Origin of the sequence: Dokdonia pacifica, assembly GCF_900188275.1 — a bacterium.
Lineage (GTDB): Bacteria > Bacteroidota > Bacteroidia > Flavobacteriales > Flavobacteriaceae > Dokdonia > Dokdonia pacifica.
The window spans coordinates 299,354-320,393 of record NZ_FZNY01000006.1 but is presented as its reverse complement, the minus strand read 5'-3'; the positions used below and the strand labels follow the sequence as shown (position 1 = coordinate 320,393).

The window sequence follows — 21,040 nt, the reverse complement described above, 5'->3', positions numbered from 1 at the left end:
AAGGCTATGAAATATTATATCACTATAGTGCTAATTTCTGTTTTTGCTTTCGCGAAAGCGCAAACAGCATTTCACAATTTTGGAAATGTACAGATACACGATCAAGGACAAATTGGATTTCATATTGATTTAATTAATGATGGAGATTTTGATAATAATCTTGGCTTAGCTGGGTTTTACAATCAGAACAACAGTCTTACTATATCTGGAACCAATGAGCCTATCTTTTTTGATATGGAAGTAGATGTTCCTGACGACCTATTTTTTGAAGTTTCTACAGGTGTCACCAACTTCTTTGATTTTATAAATGGACGAATCATTACCCCTAGAAATACTATAGGAGTTACGTTAGATTTTAGGAATAATGGTATTTATACTGGAGAAGGAGACAATACCCATGTAGATGGATATATAAACAATGCAGGAGATTTAGATTTCAGGTTTCCTATTGGGGATGATTTTAGGCTTCGGACAATGACTGTATTACCATTAGATAATACGTTTACGTTATATAAAGCGGCATACTTCTTTGAAGATCCGAACTCCCCTTCTACCCTTACTGGTTTCTTCAATACAGATTTATTTCAAAATACACTGTCTATTATTAGTGAAAAAGAATACTGGGATCTAGATGGCACATTGCCCGCTCGAGTGACATTAACTTGGGACGAGCAAAGTGAAATTCCTATATTGGCTGATGAGCTATCATCTCTTAGAGTTGTTGGTTTTTCTACAGCACTTAACCAATGGGTGAATTTAGGGAATAGCTCTTTTTCTGGAACTATGGAATCGGGAGAAATCACTTCTGATATTATTGAACCGAACTTATACAGTGCGCTTACTTTTGGCTCTGTTTTAAGAGGTAACGGAGCTATTACTGTATACACTTTGATATCACCAAATGGAGACGGAAAAAATGACACATTAATTATTGAAGGGCTTGAAACAAGTCCAGATAATGAATTGATTCTTTTTAATAGATGGGGTGTAGAAGTATTTAGAAAAAAGAACTATGATAATTCTTTTGGCGGTATTTCTGATGGAAGAGCAACTATAGATGGCAGTTCAGAACTTCCTGTAGGGACTTATTTTTATGTTTTAAAATTACAAGATCAAAAAGATCTTGCTGGCGCTTTTTACATCAATAGATAAATAATGCGTAATTATTTTTTTAGGTAGCCTACTCGTTTCTTTCTATTTTTAAAGCAAAACTAAGAGACACCATTTGTGAGCGCTATTATTATAGAAACTGATAGATTATTCTTACGCGAATTTCAAAAAGGAGATGGTATCCATTTCTTTCAAATGAATGCCGACCCAGAAGTAATAAAATATACTGGAGATACTCCATTTAAAGATGTTGATGAAGCACATACATTTATAAAAACGTATGATGCCTATAAAAAAACAGGTATTGGTCGCTGGGCGGTTATACGCAAATCTGATCAAGAATTTCTAGGATGGTGCGGTTTAAAATATCATTCTCAAGATCGCGTAGTTGATATAGGCTATCGTTTTTATAAATGCTATTGGGGCCAAGGGTATGCAACAGAAAGTGCGAAAGCCGTAATACAATTTGCCTTTGACTCTTTAAAATATCCATTCTTAGTGGCACATGCGCATATACATAATTTGGCTTCACATACTGTGATCAAAAAATGCGATATGCATTTTGTAAAAGATTTTGATTATGATGGACTGCCTGCAAAGCTCTATCGTAAGGACAACCCTGATTATATCTTAAAGCAAATTACTGCTGAAGAAACCTGGCCGGTTCGGCATCCTGTATTACGTAAAGGGAGACCTCTTAAAGATGTATATATGGAAGCCGATGAAAAAGAATCTACATTTCACGTAGGTATTTTTCACAAAGAAGCTATTGTAGGTGTTGCTTCCTTTATGGATGATTCCAAACCTATTTTTAAGGGCATTCAATACAGACTTAGAGGGATGGCTGTACTCCCTGAATATCGTAGGCGAGGCATTGCTGAGCTTTTATTGAAAAAAGGAGAAAAGATACTTAAAGAAAGAAATTGTACCTTATTGTGGTTTAATGCTAGAATTATAGCTGTTTCTTTTTATAAAAATATGGGGTATGAGACTATTGGCCCTGAATTTGATATTCCGTTAATAGGTCCTCATTATTTAATGAAAAAAGAACTTGAATGAATCGTAGAACATTTACCAAAACTGCCATTTTAGGAAGCATCGCCGCTACAATTCCTGTACAACTTTATGCATCTATTACAGAGAATCAAATTTCTGGAAATGAATTATTAGGGAAAGGAAATCCAGTATTAACTTCTGGAACAGGATATAAATTACGCCCTGATGCTGCTAGTGCTTTTGAGCGATTAAAAGCTGCTGCTTTAAAAGATAAAATTCAGGTTAAAGTAGTGTCTAGTTACCGAAATTATGCGCATCAGAATAGTATTTGGGAACGCAAGTATAATCGTTTTCGCAAAAGCGGGCTCTCTCCTACTCAAGCGATTCAAAAGATTATAGCGTATTCTACCATTCCTGGAACATCTAGACATCATTGGGGAACAGACATCGATCTTATAGACGGTAGACCAAAAGTAACTGGAGATGTTCTTGTGCCTTCAAAGTTTCACGGTACTGGACCTTTCTGCAAGTTTAAAGAATGGATGGATGTACATGCAAATTCTTTTGGGTTTTACTTAGTATATACAGATAGAAAAGATAGAAAAGGATTTAAGTATGAACCATGGCATTATAGCTATGCACCATTATCTATACCGTATTTAAAAAGTTATAAAGAATTAGACATAAAAGTAATATTACAAGAAAACAAATTACTAGGAAGTGAGCATCTTACCTCAGCATTTATTGATCGATACATTCAAGAAAATATATTGGATATCAATCCATATTTAATAGGTTAAAGCAACTCTATAATTTTCTTTTCTGCCAATGCTTCTTTAAAGTCAGGACGATCTTCCAGTGCTTTTGAAATCCAAACAGATGCCTTTTGTTTTTCCATTTTATGCCTATATATCTGCGCAAGTCTATAGTACGCCCAATCTTTAGGAACGCCATCGGCTGGCGTATAATTCATGATATATTTATCAAGACATTCTATTCCTTGATCAAGTCCGATACCATATTGCCCTGCTATTTTCCCTAATTGGTAGTGTAATCGATTTTCAGAATTGTATTTTTTCCGTGCCTCATCTAGTACTTGTAGTGCTTTATCTGGGGCATCATTTTTTTCATAATGTTCGTATAATTTGGTATAACAAACCACAGAGCCTCCTACAGCTACCGCTTTCTTATAATTATACTCTGCGTCTTTAGGCTTATCGTTATATTCTGCGATATATCCATGTGCTAGATACCCATCTACTGGAGATAATTTAGAAAGCTCATTAGCATAGCGTTTTGCTTTACTTTCACTCCCCCCTATAATTCCAGGTAATTGAATATAAAATTCTACTAATGCCCAGCGTGCTTCTATATGTGTAGGATCTAATTCGGTTGCGGTCACAAAGGCTTCTTTAATATCACCTACAAGAGCCAAAGCTCTTATTTTGCTTATTGCTAGTGCTTTCATCCCTAACACACCACCATACTTATAATGGTAATTGGCTACTTTTGGAGCTAGTTCTACTAGCTTCTCGTAATAATTTATAGCTTCATCCCAGTCTTCGGCATATCCATAAATATCTCCTAAATACTCTAGTGTTTTGAGATCATTAGGATGCTGTTTTAGATAGGATTGAAAAATAGGTTTTGCTTGTGTGTATTTCTTATTATTAAAAAAGGTTTCCGCTTTCGCGAAAGCGGTATTAGAAGTATCTACCTGAGCAAAACTACAGATAGGGAATAACAATAAGAAGAGAATCCACTTCATAGAATGTGTAATTTTTGCAAATATATACGAAAATAATGCCAAGCTTGGTTTAGATTAAAATTAAGATTTAGGAGGGTATTTTTTGAATATTTTTTCGACCAATTTTTTAAAGTAAGTATCTCTTTGATCTGGTGTTGATTTCACCTTTACATTACTTTCGCTTATAGCTTGCCAAACAAGTTTTCCGCCATGATCCATATCATAAAACTCTAATGTAATTTGTTGATGTTGCTCACGTCCTCCTATAGGAATTCCTCCACTCACACCAACGCCTCCATTTCTTCCACCTCCGCCAAGACCTACTCCAATTGTATTTCGAGAGGTTGTTTCATACTCTGAAGCTTGAATAAGAATAGAGAGACTATTATAATCTGTACGGGTATATCCTTTTGCTTCCAAAATACTATCTGTGAATTTTATAAAACGTCGCTCATCAAACTCTGAAAGTCCCGTTGGTTCGCGCAAATCATATTGATATGTTTTATATGATTCAAAAGAAGCCTTTTCATCATAATCATAGTCTACAAACGTAGATCCACAACTCGTTATAAAAACGGCTATACCTATTAAAAATAATACTCGCATTACATTCGTATTTTCTCTAAATGTAAACAAAACGAATTGAGTTATATTGTATTTTAGGATTTCTTAACTATTCTTCATTAAGCATCTTCCAAAGTGCATCTTTGAGTTCTGTTAGGCCTTGTTGTGTAACAGAAGAGATGAATAAATAAGGAATAGGTAATTCTCTATCTAATTCTTCGGTAAGTTCTGCTTTAAGCTCATCATCTAGCATATCACTTTTGGTAATAGCAATAATGCGTGATTTATCCAGCATTTCTGGATTATATTTCTGCAACTCGTGAAGTAATACATCATATTGTCCAGCAATGCTATCGGCATCGGCGGGAATCATAAAAAGTAACGTAGAATTACGTTCTATATGACGTAAAAATCGGTGTCCTATTCCTTTTCCTTCGGCTGCGCCTTCTATAATTCCGGGAATATCTGCCATCACAAACGATCTAAAATCTCTGTATTGTACAATCCCTAGATTAGGTTTAAGTGTCGTAAACTCATAATTAGCAATTTTAGGCTTTGCGGCTGTAATTGCAGCGAGTAATGTAGATTTTCCTACGTTTGGATATCCAACCAATCCTACATCTGCCAGCACTTTAAGTTCTAAAGTAAGACTTACTTCATAACCATCTATACCAGATTGTGCATATCGTGGTGTTTGGTTGGTACTACTTTTAAAGTGCCAATTTCCTCGACCTCCCATTCCTCCTTCGGCGGCGATAAATTCTTGTCCATCTTCGGTGATTTCAAAAATCACTTTATCAGTTTCAGAATCTTTAAGTGTGGTTCCTAGTGGTACTTCAATGTATTCATCCTGACCATCATGACCTGTTGATCTAGATTTTGCCCCATTACCCCCATGTCCAGCACGTAAATGACGTTTAAATTTAAGATGTAATAATGTCCAAAGGTTTTTATTTCCTTTGATGATAATATGACCTCCACGACCACCATCACCACCATCTGGGCCACCTTTTTCAATAAACTTCTCCCTATGTAAATGCGCAGAACCTGCACCTCCGTTTCCGGAAGTAACATGAATTTTCACATAATCAACAAAATTTCCTTCAGTCATTTTTTCTAATACTCACGTAGGCGGGAAGTTGTATCCCGAGTTACAATTTATAATTATACGCTTTCGCGAAAGCGTACCAAACCTATATCATTACTTAATAATGTATCTTATAACGCATCAATCACAGTACTTAAACGTGCTGTAATCTCCTCAACACTTCCTACACCGTTTACTCCAAAGTATTTATTTTGCTTCTCATAGTATCCTTTAAGGATCGCTGTTTCTGCATAATACACTTTGATACGATTACGGATTACTGCTTCATCAGCATCATCAGCTCTACCCGATGTTTTTCCTCTTTCTAACAAACGCTGCACAAGTACTTCATCATCTACTTCTAGTGCCACCATAGCAGCAACTTCGGTACTTTTTGAAGCAAGTAATGTTGCTAATGCTTCTGCTTGTGCTTCGGTTCTAGGGAAGCCATCAAAAATAAATCCGTTTGCATTTGGATTCTTTTCTACTTCTGCATTTAACATATCAATCGTCACGGTATCAGGCACTAATTGTCCTTTATCCATATATGATTTTGCCAATGTTCCTAATTCGGTTGCATTTTTTATATTATATCTAAATACATCTCCAGTAGAAATATGTACGAGATCGTATTTTTCTTTTAATACATCTGCTTGTGTTCCTTTTCCTGCACCTGGAGGGCCGAATAAAACAAGGTTCTTCATGTGTGGTTGTTTAAGTTTATAAATAGCTGTAAGATTACGTCCTAGTCCTTTATAATCTAGTCCAAATCCAACAACAAAGTCATTTGCAATTTCTAGGCCTATATAATCTATCGTATATGGTTTTGTATAGGCTTCTGGCTTGTAAAATAAGGTGGCAATTTTAAAAGAAGCTACTTCTTCCTGTTCAAGAATTTGTATAATCGTCTCTATGGTATTACCTGAATCTACAATATCTTCTATTACAACAACATCACGACCTTTTAAAGAAGGTTCTGCGCCCATAACCGTAAAGATCTCGTCACTTTGTTCTAGTCCATCATAGCTTGCCACTTTGATAAAACTCATCTCACACTCACAATCAAACTTCTTAATAAGTTCTGAAGCAAAAAGAAAAGCACCATTGAGGACGGTCAAAAACACGGGACGTTTATCTTTATACTCATCATTAATAAGCACCGCAACACCATTTACAGCTTGCTGTACTTCTGTGTTTGAGATACACTGCTCAAAAGTCAAATCGTGTAATTGTATTGTTTTCATACCCTTTTACAAAGGCGCAAAGATACCACCAGAAAACTACAAATCACAAATTAGGATTCTTTAAAATAGAAACTCTTAAAAAGCTTCTAAATTCTGGCAGATAGATAAGAGATTAGAAACAAGGTTTTTTGTATTTTTGGGTTTTAATTTTTTATGCTTGTCGTGCATCGACAGGCTCAGCATAAACCTCAACATTGTTGAGAGCGTACTCCTATGAAAAACTATTTTTCTTCACAATTTAAATTAGGTATTTTAGGTGGTGGTCAATTAGGCAAAATGATGCTTTATGACACTCGAAAATATGATATCCAAACCTATGTACTAGATCCTAGTGCTGAAGCGCCTTCAAGAATTGCTTGTAATTATTTTGAACAAGGAAGTCTTATGGACTATGATACTGTGGTTGCTTTTGGCCGTAAAGTAGATGTACTTACTTTTGAGATAGAGTCTGTAAATGTAGATGCACTTGAGGCATTAGAAAAAGAAGGGATTACTGTATATCCATCTTCAAAAACATTGCGTAATATTCAAGATAAAGGGATACAGAAGCAATTTTATATAGATCAGGACATTCCAACAGCTTCTTTTAAAAGATATCCATCTGCGAGTGCTCTCCTAGAAGATGCACCTACTTTTCCATTTGTATGGAAATCCTGTACTGGCGGATATGATGGAAAAGGGGTTTCCGTAGTTCGTACGGCTCAAGATTTGGAAAAATTACCAGAAGTACCCTGCATTGCAGAAGCGATGATTCCTTTTAAAAATGAACTTGCTGTGATTGTAGCTCGTAATCCTTCGGGTGCTGTTACCACCTACCCTGTTGTTGAGATGGAATTTCATCCGGAAGCAAATCAAGTAGAATATGTAATTTGTCCTGCTCGTATTGATGACCATGTCGCCCAAAAAGCAAGAGCTGTTGCCGAAAAAGTATCTAAAGCATTTGAACATGTAGGATTACTAGCTGTTGAAATGTTTCAAACAGAAGATGATGATATTTTAGTCAATGAAGTTGCACCTAGACCACATAATAGTGGACATTATAGCATAGAAGGAAGTTATACAAATCAATTTGAGCAACACATCCGTGCTATTTTAGATTTGCCCTTAGGGAAAACCGCTAGTAAAGTAGCTTCTGTGATGGTAAACTTAGTAGGCGAAGAAAATCACCAAGGGCAAGTTTTATATAAAAACATTGAAAACATCATGCAAATGGATGGTGTCACGGCTCATATTTATGGAAAAAAAGAAACACGCCCTTATAGAAAAATGGGACATGTTACTATTGTAGACCAAGATATTAGTGTTGCTAGAGCTACTGCTGAAGATGTCAAAAAGATGATTAAAGTAATTTCTGAATAATAAAAAATACAAAAGCATATGAAAGTAGGAATCATTATGGGAAGTACAAGCGACCTTCCAGTTATGCAAAAAGCCATCGATATCCTTGAACATTTAGGAATTGCTACTGAGGTAGATATTGTAAGTGCACATCGCACGCCTGAAAAACTTTTTGATTATGGTCAAAATGCACATACAAGAGGGATTAATGTTATTATAGCTGGCGCTGGAGGTGCTGCTCATTTACCAGGGATGGTTGCTTCATTATCTCCTCTTCCCGTTATAGGCGTTCCTGTAAAATCTCGTAATTCTATAGATGGATGGGATTCTGTATTGTCTATCTTACAAATGCCTGGTGGTGTTCCTGTAGCAACTGTAGCTTTAGATGGAGCTCAAAACGCAGGTATTCTAGCTGCTCAAATTTTGGGAGCAACAAATACTGAAATACAAGATAGAATTATGACCTATAAAGAAGAACTAAAACAAAAAGTGATTGACGGGGCTAAAAGTCTAAAATAAAAAAGACCACTCCTCCGAGTGGCCTTTTATCAATCAATGTAACGTTGGGGTATTGAATTTGTATTTATTAACCATCCTAAATAGTATCAAACCTTATGTTTTTACATTGAATTGGGGAATTCTCACTAAAACTCACGTCAAAGATATTATGTAGCTACAGAACTCATGAAAAAGTCTGACTACCATTATCTAAAAACAGATGAAATACGCAAAAACATCGACGAAACACACAATTAAATTATATTTTAAATCCGCTTATTATGAACATAGCTGATAATCCACTCTTACTTCCTTTTAACGAAGCTCCTTTTTCAAGTATTAAAAATGAACATTTTAAGCCTGCATTTGAAACAGCCATTACCATGGCTAGAGAAGAAATAGATACGATTACAAATAATACAGATACACCTACATTTGAAAATACCGTTGTAGCACTTGATTATGCAGGGGCACAATTAGATCGTATTTCTAGTGTATTTTTTAATTTGAATAGTGCCGAAACGAATGATCACATTCAAAAAATAGCACAAGAAGTATCTCCATTACTTTCTGAATTTGGAAATGACATCACGCTTAACGAACAATTGTTTGCTCGTATAAAGCATGTATATGATCAAAAAGATACTCTTACGCTATCTGTAGAAGCGCAAACTCTTCTTGAGAAAAGATATAAAAGTTTTGCGCGCAATGGCGCAAACTTAGCTGAAGACAAGAAATCTAGACTGAGAGAAATAGATGCATCTTTAGCAAAATTAAAACTTACGTTTGGTGAAAATGTATTGGCAGAAACAAATGCGTATGAATTACATCTTACAGATGAAAGCGATCTAGAGGGGTTACCAGAAAGCGCTAAAGAAGCCGCTGCAAGTGCAGCTAAGAGCAGAGATAAAGAAGGATGGGTGATTACATTAGATTACCCAAGTTATATTCCATTTATGAAATATGCTACCAATAGAGCATTACGTAAAGAACTCTCTATTGCTTTTGGAAGCAAAGCTTTTAAAGGAAATGAGCATGACAATCAAAAAAATGTACTAGAAATTGTTCAATTAAGACATGAACGTGCGAATCTTCTTGGGTATGAAACCCATGCACATTTTGTATTAGAAGAACGTATGGCAGAAACGCCTAGTAAAGTCATTGCGTTCCTAAACACATTATTGGAAAAAGCAAAACCTGCAGCACAGCGAGAGTTTGCTCAGTTAGAAAATTTCGCGAAAGCGGAAGACAACATTGAACAATTAGAAAAATGGGATGGTTCTTATTATTCTGAAAAACTAAAGCAAAAATTATTTAATCTGGATGACGAGCAATTAAAACCGTACTTCAAATTAGAAAATGTCATTGCTGGTGTATTTACCGTAGCTCAAAAACTATTTGGGCTTCAATTTGAAGAAGTATTTAATGTAGATACATATCACGAAGAAGTAAAAACATACCATGTACTAGATGCAGATGGGAATTTTATCTCTTTATTTTATGCAGATTTCCATCCGCGTAAAGGAAAACGTGGTGGCGCCTGGATGACATCTTTTAAATCACAAATGATGAAGGATGGGATTAATGAACGTCCTCATGTATCTAACGTATGTAATTTTACTCCTTCTACGCCAAGCAAACCTTCCTTACTTACTTTTGGAGAGGTCACCACTTTATTCCATGAGTTTGGACACGGATTACACGGAATGCTTGCCAATACTACCTACCCTAGCCTATCTGGCACTTCTGTGTACTGGGATTTTGTAGAACTTCCGAGTCAAGTATTAGAAAACTGGTGTTATGAAAAAGAAGCTTTAGAATTATTTGCAACACATTACGAAACTGGGGAAGTAATCCCCATGGAACTGATTCAGAAAATAAAAGATTCTGCTACCTTTCAAGAAGGAATGCAAACCTTACGTCAACTGAGTTTTGGACTGATGGATATGGCATGGCATAGTCAAAACCCATCTGCTATTACCGATGTAAAAGCATTTGAAACAACAGCTTTTTCTGAAACGAGTTTATACCCTCCAACTCCTGAAACGTGTATGAGTACTTCATTTTCTCATATTTTCCAAGGAGGATACTCTTCTGGATATTATAGCTATAAATGGGCAGAAGTATTGGATGCCGATGCTTTTGAATATTTTAAAGAACACGGTATTTTCAATAAAGAGATAGCTCAAAAATTTAAGGAGCATGTATTATCCAAAGGAGGTACAGAAAACCCAATGACGTTATACAAACGATTTAGAGGGCAAGAACCTCAACCTGATGCTTTACTTAGGAGAGCGGGACTTATTTAGTGACCATAAAAAAAGCGCAGTACTACTGCGCTTTTTTTATGGCATTTTTTTAATTAAAGTATTCTGAGGTTTCAGTTTAAAGATTCTTTTGTTAATCATAAATCTGTAACACGTCCCATTAAGCCCCAACCATTAGCTTTCTCTACAACTATGCATTGTAATAAATTTTTACCCTTCTTTAGTTTTAAAGGAATACGGTTTGTATCCATTTTTAAATGTCCTTTATACTGAATATTTTTAAAACGGAAACCGTTGTTACCTATATATAATAATTCTCCATTTAGATATACTATTATTTTATCGCTATAATCAAAAGAAAAACTCTTTATTATTTCCGAATTAGAATCTATTGATGTCTCAACAATAACATAATCTTCACTATTCCTTTCATACATTCCTCTTGAGGGTTTTACAACATATTTTGAAATAAGTAAAAGACCATTAGATTCTGTTTTTACATTTTTTTTATGAGCAACATTCAATAATTTATCAAAGTCATCTACTTCATTATAAGGTTTTGGATCTGATAATTGCCATTCTGTGATTAACCCTTCTATAGTTTTATCATCTTGTTTTTTAGCATTAATCACCTTTTTATTTTCTGAAAATTTCAAGTTAGCAAAACGATTTTCAAAAAGAGCAAATAAACCAATACTACCAGCTTTATGGTCAGTTTTTAAATCGTCTACGATTAGCATGCTTTTTCCATTAACAAATATTTCAGCTACATTATCCATAACATGTATTTTTAATGTATTCCAGCCTTCATTCTTTGTAATTGCTACTGTTTGATATTCTGGATACAATTGCCAATTACTTTCATTATTAAATACTGGAGTATATTGTAATGCATCTGGTTCTCCAGATTTGTGCATACGTATATAAACTTCCTCAAAAGTATCATCTTGTTTTCTAAAAGTAATACCTGCAAAACTTCTTTTTTGATTTGCCAAAACATCTACTGTAATTGTACCATTTGAAAAAAAAGCGTTCTTAACTTCAGCCCTTCCATTAAGTACTAAGGTATTTTTACCATCTATAGTTTCAAAAGCATACTGAGTACTTTTACTAAAAATCAAAGTGTTCTCATTTAATGGAATTTCATCCATTTTTTCTTGTCCAAGTAGTGTCGACATATTTATTATGACAATCACTACCAATAAACTTATTTTTTTCATTATTCTAATAATTAATCTGAAATACCATTTATCTCATACTGACTCAAACCCATAGCATAATAGGATTTTGTTCATATAAATAATAAGAATCTAACACTCTTCAATGGCATAAATCTTTAGCGCAAAATTGCACCATTTACCAAACCCAAAACAGGTCAAAAAGACTTTTACCTGGTCATTTTGACTCTAAATGATTTAGGAGTGAGTCCTGTTCTTTTCTTAAAAAAGCGATTAAAATTGGAAACATCAGAAAAATTAAGTTCGTGAGATATTTCACTCATTGTCTTATCAGAATATTGAATTTCCCGTTTGGCGATGAGTTCTATTCTACGATGAATAATCTGTAAAGGGGTTTGTTTAAAATAACCTTGTATTAGATTATTTAAGTGATCCTTACTTATTTGCATTGCACTAACATACTCTTGAACAGTTTGCCATTGATAAATGTTCTTATCCAACAGCTTTTTAAATTGATATATATGAAGAGGAGCTTCTTCATTTTGTTGTCCGACATTTTTACGATAATATCGGTCAATTTGACTAATAACAAAATATAATAAGGAACGAAATATATGAGAACTATCTCCTTCTAATTCAAGAAATTCTTTTTCGACTTCTTCAAAAGACCACAGTAACTTTTGTATGTGCTCTTCTTCCAAATCATATCCAATTCTTGGCCGATCGTAGTCAAATATTGAAAAACGGTTTAAAAAAAATTTATCCTTAAAGTGTGTATTTAAAAATTCTCCTTCAAAGAAAAAAGCAAATCCTTTTACAGCTCCCTTAACGTTCCATTGACGTACTTGATTAGGCAAAGCAACTATTACCGTTCCTCGTCGTAGTTCTTTGATTTCTCCATCTAATGAAAACGTACCTTTACCATCTGTGATAACTAATACTTCATAAAAAGTTATATAATGAAGTGTATCTTCTAGAATGTAGCCATGCAATCTTTCTATCCGACCTAAATCAATAAGCAACTCTTTACCATACTTATTTTTTAAGAAATCAAATTGCAACATTCTTGGTAGTATTATTTTTTTACATTCTCTTTTTTATTCTTCTCCTCAATCCACTTAGAGAGATACTTAGTGCTTTGTAAGGTGTGATGTAACAACATTTGTCCTGTGAAGTTAGCTTGTCTATGAGCTGTCAATGTGTTTTTATACTGCATGATGACATCATAAAAACCATCTTCAAAATCTACACGTTGAAAACGATTATTGATAAGAATACGCCCATGATCTTGCGCTACTTTCCACAGGTTTTTATAAGTGTATAAGGCGGTGGCCGCTTTCGCGAAAGCGTATACATCATCCTCAATAGCACCTCCCCATGTAAAATCACCTTGCATTGCCTCTGCCCCTATTTGAGTGGTCACACTTGGCGTACCACATTGCATAGCATCTATAAATTTTCCTTTGAGACCTGCCCCGAAACGTAAGGGAGCCAGTAATACTTTCGCTTTTGAAATAACTTCTATAGCATCTTCAGCCCTTCTTTTTACATAAAATCCCTCTTTGGGATTATGTAATTGCAGTACTTTCTCTGAAGCATACGCTCCATACACATGCAATTGCGCATCCGGAATGGTTTTTCTAATTTCTGGCCAGATAACCTTTTTAAGCTGTAATGTTGCATCCCAATTGGGTGCATGTAAAAAATTACCAATAGCAATAAAATGAGCTCTTTCTTCAAAAGGAATAAAGTCTCCTAATACAGGCGAGAGCACAAATGGCAGGTAATGCAAAAGCTTTCTAGGAACTTTAAAGAACTCCTGAAGCAACTCCATTTCATATTCAGAGATCATTAGTGTAAGATCACATCTATAGATACTTGCGATTTCTCGTTTGGCGATATCAGAAAGAAGATCATTCTCATTAAAAATGCGATTTTCCTTTACAGCTTGGTGTCGTGCTTTACGTAAACAATGTAAATCTTCTGTATCGAGTATACGTAGGGCATCTGGACACTGTTGTGCAACGCGCCATCCAAATTGCTCTTCGACCATAAACCTATCAAAAAGCACTATATCTGGTGAGTTATCTTTTATAAAAACATCAAAACTAGCATCATTTAAAGCGATAGAAATTGTATCAATTCCCTTTTTGGTAAGATCTGTAGCATATTCGCTAGGAGATGCTGTAGATGCATAGGTGATCTTCCAATCCTTAGAAAGAAACAACCCTATTAATTGCAACATCCGACTTCCCGCTGCCGATGATTGTGGTTCTACCCAAACACTAGAAATGATTAATACGTTCACATGGTAAAAATAAGGAATAGATCATTTTTAAAGCTATTACTTAGGTAATATGTATCGAATTATAAAAATCAAATCTCAAATATCTTTTTTCTCTTTTCTATTTTCTATTTCTCTGCCTTTCGGCGAAATTACATCCAGCACTCTTTCCTTTCATTAAAAATGAAATAAAGTTATAAATGTTTCAAAATATTTTGAAAGTTCAAAAATAGTAGTATCTTTGACATATGAAATTTGAAGAAGCAAAATCAAAATTTATTCAAACTTGGGGAGCACTAGGTTCACAATGGGGTATTAATAAAACCATGGCACAAATACATGCCTTATTGATGATATCGCCTGAGCCTTTAAGTATGGAGGACATTATGGAGGAGCTTCATATTTCTAGAGGAAACACTAGTATGAATTTGCGGTCACTTATGGATTGGGGGATTGTATTTAAAGAGTATAAACCTGGAGAGCGAAAAGAGTTCTTCTCTGCCGAAGGAAACATAGATGAGTTGGCACGTAAGATTGCTAGAGAGCGCAGTCGTAGAGAAATCAAACCTACCTTAAGAGTACTACAAGATATTAGTGCTATAGATGGAGAAGAGTCTACAAAAGCATCTCATTTTAAAGCAAAGACCGAAGAGTTATATGACTTTGTTTCGAGAGCCGATAATATGCTTGAAAAAATAACAGAACAAAAAGAAAACTGGATCACAAAAACCATATTAAAATTAATGCGCTGACAGGTATTAAACTATTTTTTTAATTATAAGTTTCAATATTTTCTGAAACTTTAAAATACTTTGATTATGAGAACAACAAGAAACATCAACTACTTTTTAATGGGAGTCGGTATCCTTTTAAGTTTATTAGGGTTAATATCAAATGGATTTTGGTTGATCGCTGCTGTATTTGCATTCTTTCTTGGGATTTTTCAAGGGATTACAGGCTTGTTCCTTTTCATGTACAAACCTTTTAGCACTCGTTTTCAATTATATATAGGAGGTTTATTATTATTTCTAGGAAGTTGTTATCTGCCTTGGGAAAAAAGCTGGATGTTTTTACCTATTCCATTATCGCTTTATTTCACCTTTATGTTATACACTATAAATCCAGAGAAGTTATGAATTTTTCAATTCCAAATTGGCTTATCGTTGTAGGAGGTTGTGGTCAAATATTTACAGCGCTTATCTATCCCTACATACGTCACCGTGTTTTTGATTGGTATACGGATGTAAAACAATTAAAACCACTTAATCAAGAAATTGCAAAAACGTATGGACGTTATATTCAAGGGCTTAATTTTTCTTTTGGACTGATCGCTCTTTTACTCACAGAGGATCTTAAAAATCAAACGCCCTTAGCCATAGCAATCACGGGGTTAATTGGAGCTTACTGGGTAGGAAAAGTAGGTACTCAAATCGCGTATTACCCTATGTATGAAATTCCGCAAGAACCCATCTTTAAAATAGGGAGTTATTGCATGAATACCTTGTTTGTTCTATTCGCAATAGTCTATACCGTATTATTTATACACAACCTTTCAGGAATCATTTAAACACTATCACCATGAATATTCCACTTTCACATATCATAAAGACTTATCAAAAAAAGACACATGCTACACCTAAAGAGATAAAAACATTTTATGATGAAGCAACAGAAGATTACACTTTTTGGAGTCAGGATTTTAATATGCATTTTGGGTATTTCTTATTTGGAAAAACAAATCCTCTGAGACGTGACACCATGCTTAATGAGATGAACTCTCAGGTTTTAAAAAGACTTAACCTCTCTTCTTCAAAACAGTTTATAGCAGATTTAGGATGTGGTATGGGAGGAACCATGCGCTATCTTTTACAGAGACATTCATTAGCCTCTATGATAGGTGTTACCCTATCTGATTTTCAAGTAACAGAAGGAAACAAACTACTAAAAAAATATCCAGGTGTTATTGTTAAAGAAGATTTTAGAAATACGTCTATACCCTCAAATAGTGTTGATGGGGCTATTGCGATGGAAAGTTTTTGTCATACAGGACATAGTTATAAAACACTAGAAGAAGCACATCGTATACTTACACCAGGAAAACGTTTAGTAATTGCAGATGCTTTCATAAAAAAAGACCCTAATAAATTATGCATCGGAAGTTCGTATAGTTATAAAAAGCTTTGTGAAAAATGGAGTTTGGAAGGTCTTGGAGTGATCCATGAGGTTAAACGCGATTTAGAAAACATAGGTTTTTCCAAAATTACGATAGAAGACATCTCTCCTAGAGTAGCACCTTCTGTTTTTCATGTGCCTTTTGCCATTCCTTTATTTCTCATAAAGAAACTTTTTAAAAGAGAACCTATCAAAAAACAAAGTTGGGATAATCTAAAAGCTTCTTTTTATGCGTTGACTTCTGGACTTCATATGAAAGATTTTGGGTATTACCTCATCACCGCAGAAAAATAAAATACTATGAAAAATCTATATCAAATAAATAAATGGTGGATCATTACTACATCAATATTATATCTAAGTATAATAGGAATGATTATAGGTGGATTATTTCAGGCAGTTTTAGGGGTTATTCAGCTCATTAGTTTTGGCATCTATATTTTCAATTGGGAAAAAATAGCAACACCATTAAAGCCTTATTTTATTATTTATGGAATTTTAATTTCTCTTTTAGTCCCATATTATTGTTTTGTCTCTTCTGATGTATTTTTAAATACATTAATAGGGTATTCAGGAATATTAGCTTTTTACTTCTTATTTCTCTCTTACAAACAGCATAAACATATAAGTATATGAACTATAACATCCTCTCATATCTTATTTATGGTTGTATCATGGTATATATCATATACAAAGTAGGGCTTATCTGCTATCGTAATGGAAATGTCTTTGTCTTACATCTTATGCCTACTAATACACAATTATGCTTGTATATAAACAACATACTATTAACGGGGTATTATTTACTAAACATAGGGTATGCTGTATATAGCATATCTACTTGGAAAACTATACAAAATACCTATAGCATGATAGATACTATAGCATCACATGTGGGAAGTATTGTGCTTACCCTTGCGGTGTTACATTATATGAATATTATCGTATTGCAACTTTTTTTCAAATCAAAAAAACAACACATTTAAATACATTTACTATGGAAACTTCAAAAATCATTATCGGTTATCTTATCTACTTACCAGTTATTATTTTACTTACTTTTTTTGTATCAAAAACATTATTTAAGAATGGTCGCATTTTTATGATAGAAATTTTTAAAGGCCGAGAAGAAATTGCACTTTCTACCAATAAGCTTTTTGAAGTCGGGTTCTATTTATTAAACCTAGGTTTTGGACTTTCTATATTAAGAATCCCTAGTTATCATTTTAATGAAACTTATCAAGAACTTATTGAGGTATTAAGCACTAAAATTGGTGGTTTTTCTATTTATTTAGGAGTAATGCTCTTCCTAAATTTATTCTTATTTTTAAGAGGTCGTAAGAAATCAAAATCTACTATTATTCAACGGGTTCAAGGGCCTACCGTAACGCAGTAAACTATGAGAAAATTAATTATTGCTGGAGGTACTGGCTTTTTAGGATCGGTTATCATTTCTTATTTCAAAGACGCTTTTGACGAAATTGTTTTGCTTTCGCGAGAGCGCACCCAGCCTTCTACCAACTATAAAACGGTGATATGGGATGCCAGAACGATAGGTAATTGGGCTTCTGAATTAGAGGATGCAACTGTTCTTATAAATATGACAGGACGGTCTGTAGATTGTAGATATCATCAAAAAAACAAAGACCTCATTCTAAATTCTAGAGTAGATAGCACTAAAGTTCTTGGTGAAGCAATCGCAATGGCTAAGCATCCTCCCAAAATATGGTTAAACTCTTCTACAGCGACTATTTATAGGCACTCACTGGATAAAGAAATGGATGAAGAACATGGAGAGATTGGGAGTGGTTTTTCTGTAGAAGTGGCGAAAGCTTGGGAGAAAGCATTTTTTGAAACCAATACACCTACTACAAGAAAGATTGCATTACGCACCGCTATTGTATTAGGTAAAGAAGGAGGAGCTTTACAACCTATGGTCACCATGACCCGATTAGGTCTTGGTGGAAAGCAAGGATCTGGCAATCAAAAATTCAGTTGGATACACGAAGAAGACTTTGTTCAAATCATTGATTTTTGCATTCAAAATGATCAAATTCAAGGTGTCATAAATGTAGTATCTCCTCATCCATCTACCAATAGAGTATTAATGAGTTTATTACGTAAAACACTTAAGGTACCTTTTGGAATACCTGCAAATAAGCCTATATTAGAGTTTGGAGCATTTCTAATTCGTACGGAAACTGAATTGCTACTAAAAAGCCGAAATGTAGTACCCAAACGATTGCTCGATTATGGATATACATTTTCACATACAGATTTAGAAAAAGCATTAAAGCAATTAATCAAATGACCGTAATTACTTTACATACTAAAATAAATAGTACTATAGAAGACGCTTTTCAACTCTCTTTAGATATTGATTTTCATAAGAAAACCGCTTCACAAACAAATGAAGAAGCCATTGCAGGTGTAACTTCTGGGATTATTAAACATAACGAGACGGTTACTTGGAGAGGAAAACACTTTGGTGTATTCTTGACCCATACTTCCATCATATCGGCTTATGATGCCCCTACCTATTTTGTAGATGAAATGATAGATGGGCGTTTTAAATCGTTTAGACATCAACACTATTTTGAACAAAAAGAAGATGGTGTTCATATGAAAGATGTGATCACCTATCAAACCCCTTACGGTGTCTTTGGGAAATTATTTGACCGATTACTTCTTAAAAAACATATGAAAGATTTTATTGTAAACAGAAATTCAATTTTAAAAAAGGAACTAGAAAATAATCGCTAAGCATTATAATTACATATAATGTTTAGTATCATAAAGGCAAGTTGTGTGTGGTGCGAACTTGCCTTTATTAACTAAAAATGCCTTATTCATTTGAGAGAAATTATATATAAATCACATAAAATTTGCATTAACCGTGTCAATATTATCAAAATTGTTATTTTTGCGTGAATCCTCGATAAAATAGGCTATGCCATCAAACCAAATAGATCCTACGAAATGGGTCGATCAATATTCAGATTATTTATTTAATTATACCATAGCTCGCGTTAATGATAGAGAGATGGCTCAAGATTTAATATCAGAAACTTTTCTTGCTGGTCTTAAGTCTATGAAAAACTTTAAAGGAGATGCCAGTGAACGTACATGGCTTATATCTATCCTTAAGCGTAAAATTATTGATCATTATCGTAAATCTAATTCCAAAAAAGGAAAGGCCGAAGTTCATATCAATTATAAAGACGATGAGAGCGAAGGAGATTGGCTAGAAGAACGCGTAGCTGATCCATTTGATAAAACTGCCGAGGATCAGATTCAAAATGAAGAATTAGGAGAAGCAATATATGGCTGTCTCTCAAAGCTTCCAGAAAAACAAGCGCGTATTTTCAGAATGAAAACAATAGACGGATTTGATACAGAAACAATTTGTAATGAATTTGATATTACCCCGTCTAACTTTTGGGTAATAATACATAGAGCTCGTACAGCTATGGCTAGTTGTATGGAAAAAGACTGGTTCTAAAGACTCAAAACTATTAAGAAAAAGACTTATGAAAGTAAAATTAGAATGTCACGAAGCAAATCATATATGTGACAAAAATCAATACAAAGAAGCTAGCTTTCTAGAGAAAGTAAAGCTTACCTTTCACTTACTGTATTGTAGGGCTTGTAGAACATATACTGCAAACAATACTAAACTTACAAAAGCGATGAATAATCCTAAAGTTGAAACAGTAAGTAAAGATGAAAAGAATGCTCTTAAAGAAAGACTTGCAAGAGAATTAGGGCAATAAAGCATATAATAAACTCAATATACCAAACCAAATCATAGGCAACCCTTCCACAAAAAAAGAAGCATAATATTTGTATTGCTTATCTGAAGAAGCTAGTAAACATATAGCAGAAAGCACACTTATCAAACATATAGAAAACACATTTTTATACTGAAGTTGATCTTTAAAAAACTCAAGTATAAAAAATAATATCAATAAACCTATTCCTAAAAGCTTAGTATATTTTATTCCTAAACTTTTAGGAATAGTATTTATTTCTTCTCGATCATAATTCAGATCTCGAATATCAAATGGTAATGTAATAACGATAATAAACAATAATCGTTGTACAAAAGTAATCCACACATCTACCTGTAGTTCCAACATACCATCTATTGCTGGCAACAATACCGTTACACCTGACCACACGATAGCAATCGTATACATTTTTGCCCCATGAAAGGATCGTAAATTACGCTTTCGCGAAAGCACAGGCAACGCGTATAATAATGTTAATAAGCCAAAAACACCACATACAAACAACACATCATAAGAAAGTTGCATTGCATAATAAATCATACAAACAAAAGATAGTAATGAGAATAATTGAATGGCACGCAGTGATTCTGTAAGACTCAAATGATGCAGTTTTGCTAAACGAGAGTACTTAATAAAATTATACCCCGTTATACTTGCAAAAAAAACAAAAAAGATAAATTCCTTGTGATATAAAATGTTGAAAGTTTCATACGTTATAAACACCAAAGAAACCACCGCTAAACTCACGTGAATACTACTATTGA

25 protein-coding genes are annotated in these 21,040 nt (G+C 34.1%); 17 read left to right on the top strand and 8 right to left on the bottom strand.

Annotation, left to right across the window (positions count from 1 at the left end; all coding sequences use genetic code 11):
* The first annotated feature begins 6 nt into the window (after positions 1-6).
* The 3 genes from CHB80_RS18120 to CHB80_RS18110 all read left to right on the top strand — a co-directional run bounded on the left by CHB80_RS18120 (position 7) and on the right by CHB80_RS18110 (position 2,906).
* Positions 7-1,152, top strand: a complete 1,146-nt coding sequence (locus tag CHB80_RS18120) for a gliding motility-associated C-terminal domain-containing protein (RefSeq protein WP_089372922.1) — start codon at positions 7-9, stop codon at positions 1,150-1,152.
* A gap of 75 nt (positions 1,153-1,227) precedes the next feature.
* Positions 1,228-2,169, top strand: coding sequence for a GNAT family N-acetyltransferase (locus CHB80_RS24755; protein ID WP_179218210.1), 942 nt, complete (start codon positions 1,228-1,230; stop codon positions 2,167-2,169).
* The gene (locus CHB80_RS18110; protein ID WP_089372921.1) at positions 2,166-2,906 is read left to right on the top strand and encodes a M15 family metallopeptidase; all 741 of its coding nucleotides are present in this window, start codon (positions 2,166-2,168) and stop codon (positions 2,904-2,906) included. Before CHB80_RS24755 ends, CHB80_RS18110 begins: the two co-directional genes overlap by 4 nt.
* Here the strand turns inward: CHB80_RS18110 and CHB80_RS18105 are convergent.
* From CHB80_RS18105 to CHB80_RS18090, 4 genes are all read right to left on the bottom strand, one after another.
* Complete coding sequence (locus tag CHB80_RS18105) at positions 2,903-3,874, bottom strand: tetratricopeptide repeat protein (protein WP_089373003.1); 972 nt, start codon at positions 3,872-3,874, stop codon at positions 2,903-2,905. The two genes, CHB80_RS18110 and CHB80_RS18105, sit on opposite strands and share 4 nt — an antisense overlap.
* A 60-nt stretch (positions 3,875-3,934) precedes the next feature.
* Positions 3,935-4,459: a DUF4136 domain-containing protein gene (locus tag CHB80_RS18100; protein WP_143337177.1), complete on the bottom strand. Its 525-nt coding sequence runs from the start codon at positions 4,457-4,459 to the stop codon at positions 3,935-3,937.
* Between the two features lie 67 nt (positions 4,460-4,526).
* Positions 4,527-5,528, bottom strand: coding sequence for a GTPase ObgE (gene obgE / locus CHB80_RS18095; protein ID WP_089372919.1), 1,002 nt, complete (start codon positions 5,526-5,528; stop codon positions 4,527-4,529).
* Between the two features lie 107 nt (positions 5,529-5,635).
* The gene (locus tag CHB80_RS18090; protein WP_089372918.1) at positions 5,636-6,748 is read right to left on the bottom strand and encodes an adenylate kinase; all 1,113 of its coding nucleotides are present in this window, start codon (positions 6,746-6,748) and stop codon (positions 5,636-5,638) included.
* A 213-nt stretch (positions 6,749-6,961) separates the two neighbouring features.
* Here CHB80_RS18090 and CHB80_RS18085 point away from each other — a divergent pair, with 213 nt between their 5' ends.
* The 3 genes from CHB80_RS18085 (at position 6,962) to CHB80_RS18075 (ending at position 10,893) form a co-directional block, all read left to right on the top strand.
* Positions 6,962-8,107, top strand: a complete 1,146-nt coding sequence (locus CHB80_RS18085) for a 5-(carboxyamino)imidazole ribonucleotide synthase (RefSeq protein WP_089372917.1) — start codon at positions 6,962-6,964, stop codon at positions 8,105-8,107.
* A gap of 18 nt (positions 8,108-8,125) precedes the next feature.
* Entirely contained in the window at positions 8,126-8,605 is a 480-nt protein-coding gene (gene purE / locus CHB80_RS18080; protein ID WP_089372916.1) for a 5-(carboxyamino)imidazole ribonucleotide mutase, read from the top strand.
* 260 nt (positions 8,606-8,865) lie between these two features.
* Positions 8,866-10,893, top strand: a complete 2,028-nt coding sequence (locus tag CHB80_RS18075; protein WP_089372915.1) for a M3 family metallopeptidase — start codon at positions 8,866-8,868, stop codon at positions 10,891-10,893.
* A gap of 95 nt (positions 10,894-10,988) precedes the next feature.
* Here CHB80_RS18075 and CHB80_RS18070 read toward each other — a convergent pair whose 3' ends face one another.
* From CHB80_RS18070 to CHB80_RS18060, 3 genes are all read right to left on the bottom strand, one after another.
* Positions 10,989-12,029 carry a family 16 glycoside hydrolase gene (locus CHB80_RS18070; RefSeq protein WP_089372914.1) on the bottom strand — a complete coding sequence of 347 codons (1,041 nt, stop codon included), beginning with the start codon at positions 12,027-12,029 and terminating at the stop codon, positions 10,989-10,991.
* 209 nt (positions 12,030-12,238) lie between these two features.
* Entirely contained in the window at positions 12,239-13,093 is an 855-nt protein-coding gene (locus tag CHB80_RS18065; protein ID WP_089372913.1) for an AraC family transcriptional regulator, read from the bottom strand.
* An 11-nt stretch (positions 13,094-13,104) separates the two neighbouring features.
* On the bottom strand, positions 13,105-14,337 hold the full coding sequence (locus CHB80_RS18060) for a glycosyltransferase family 4 protein (protein WP_229746920.1): 1,233 nt from the start codon (positions 14,335-14,337) through the stop codon (positions 13,105-13,107).
* 224 nt (positions 14,338-14,561) lie between these two features.
* Between CHB80_RS18060 and CHB80_RS18055 the strand changes: the two genes are divergently transcribed.
* From CHB80_RS18055 to CHB80_RS18005, 11 genes are all read left to right on the top strand, one after another.
* Complete coding sequence (locus tag CHB80_RS18055) at positions 14,562-15,065, top strand: GbsR/MarR family transcriptional regulator (RefSeq protein WP_089372911.1); 504 nt, start codon at positions 14,562-14,564, stop codon at positions 15,063-15,065.
* A 66-nt stretch (positions 15,066-15,131) separates the two neighbouring features.
* Positions 15,132-15,449: a hypothetical protein gene (locus CHB80_RS18050; RefSeq protein ID WP_143337175.1), complete on the top strand. Its 318-nt coding sequence runs from the start codon at positions 15,132-15,134 to the stop codon at positions 15,447-15,449.
* The gene (locus tag CHB80_RS18045; protein WP_089372909.1) at positions 15,446-15,880 is read left to right on the top strand and encodes a hypothetical protein; all 435 of its coding nucleotides are present in this window, start codon (positions 15,446-15,448) and stop codon (positions 15,878-15,880) included. Before CHB80_RS18050 ends, CHB80_RS18045 begins: the two co-directional genes overlap by 4 nt.
* An 11-nt stretch (positions 15,881-15,891) precedes the next feature.
* Positions 15,892-16,779 carry an SAM-dependent methyltransferase gene (locus CHB80_RS18040; RefSeq protein WP_089372908.1) on the top strand — a complete coding sequence of 296 codons (888 nt, stop codon included), beginning with the start codon at positions 15,892-15,894 and terminating at the stop codon, positions 16,777-16,779.
* Positions 16,780-16,785: 6 nt separating this feature from the next.
* On the top strand, positions 16,786-17,121 hold the full coding sequence (locus tag CHB80_RS18035; protein ID WP_089372907.1) for a hypothetical protein: 336 nt from the start codon (positions 16,786-16,788) through the stop codon (positions 17,119-17,121).
* Complete coding sequence (locus CHB80_RS18030; RefSeq protein ID WP_089372906.1) at positions 17,118-17,471, top strand: hypothetical protein; 354 nt, start codon at positions 17,118-17,120, stop codon at positions 17,469-17,471. Before CHB80_RS18035 ends, CHB80_RS18030 begins: the two co-directional genes overlap by 4 nt.
* 11 nt (positions 17,472-17,482) lie before the next feature.
* Positions 17,483-17,881 (top strand): hypothetical protein, encoded by a 399-nt coding sequence (locus tag CHB80_RS18025; RefSeq protein WP_089372905.1) that lies wholly within the window; start codon positions 17,483-17,485, stop codon positions 17,879-17,881.
* A 3-nt stretch (positions 17,882-17,884) separates the two neighbouring features.
* Positions 17,885-18,796: a TIGR01777 family oxidoreductase gene (locus CHB80_RS18020; protein ID WP_089372904.1), complete on the top strand. Its 912-nt coding sequence runs from the start codon at positions 17,885-17,887 to the stop codon at positions 18,794-18,796.
* The gene (locus CHB80_RS18015; protein ID WP_089372903.1) at positions 18,793-19,248 is read left to right on the top strand and encodes an SRPBCC family protein; all 456 of its coding nucleotides are present in this window, start codon (positions 18,793-18,795) and stop codon (positions 19,246-19,248) included. The genes CHB80_RS18020 and CHB80_RS18015 overlap by 4 nt, the downstream gene beginning before the upstream one ends.
* Positions 19,249-19,435: 187 nt before the next feature.
* Positions 19,436-19,987, top strand: a complete 552-nt coding sequence (locus CHB80_RS18010; RefSeq protein ID WP_089372902.1) for a sigma-70 family RNA polymerase sigma factor — start codon at positions 19,436-19,438, stop codon at positions 19,985-19,987.
* Positions 19,988-20,015: 28 nt separating this feature from the next.
* Positions 20,016-20,258, top strand: a complete 243-nt coding sequence (locus CHB80_RS18005) for a hypothetical protein (protein ID WP_089372901.1) — start codon at positions 20,016-20,018, stop codon at positions 20,256-20,258.
* Here the strand turns inward: CHB80_RS18005 and CHB80_RS18000 are convergent.
* A complete protein-coding gene (locus CHB80_RS18000; protein ID WP_229746921.1) occupies positions 20,247-20,876 on the bottom strand; it encodes a UbiA prenyltransferase family protein in 630 nt (209 codons plus the stop codon). The two genes, CHB80_RS18005 and CHB80_RS18000, sit on opposite strands and share 12 nt — an antisense overlap.
* Between the last annotated feature and the right edge of the window lie 164 nt (positions 20,877-21,040).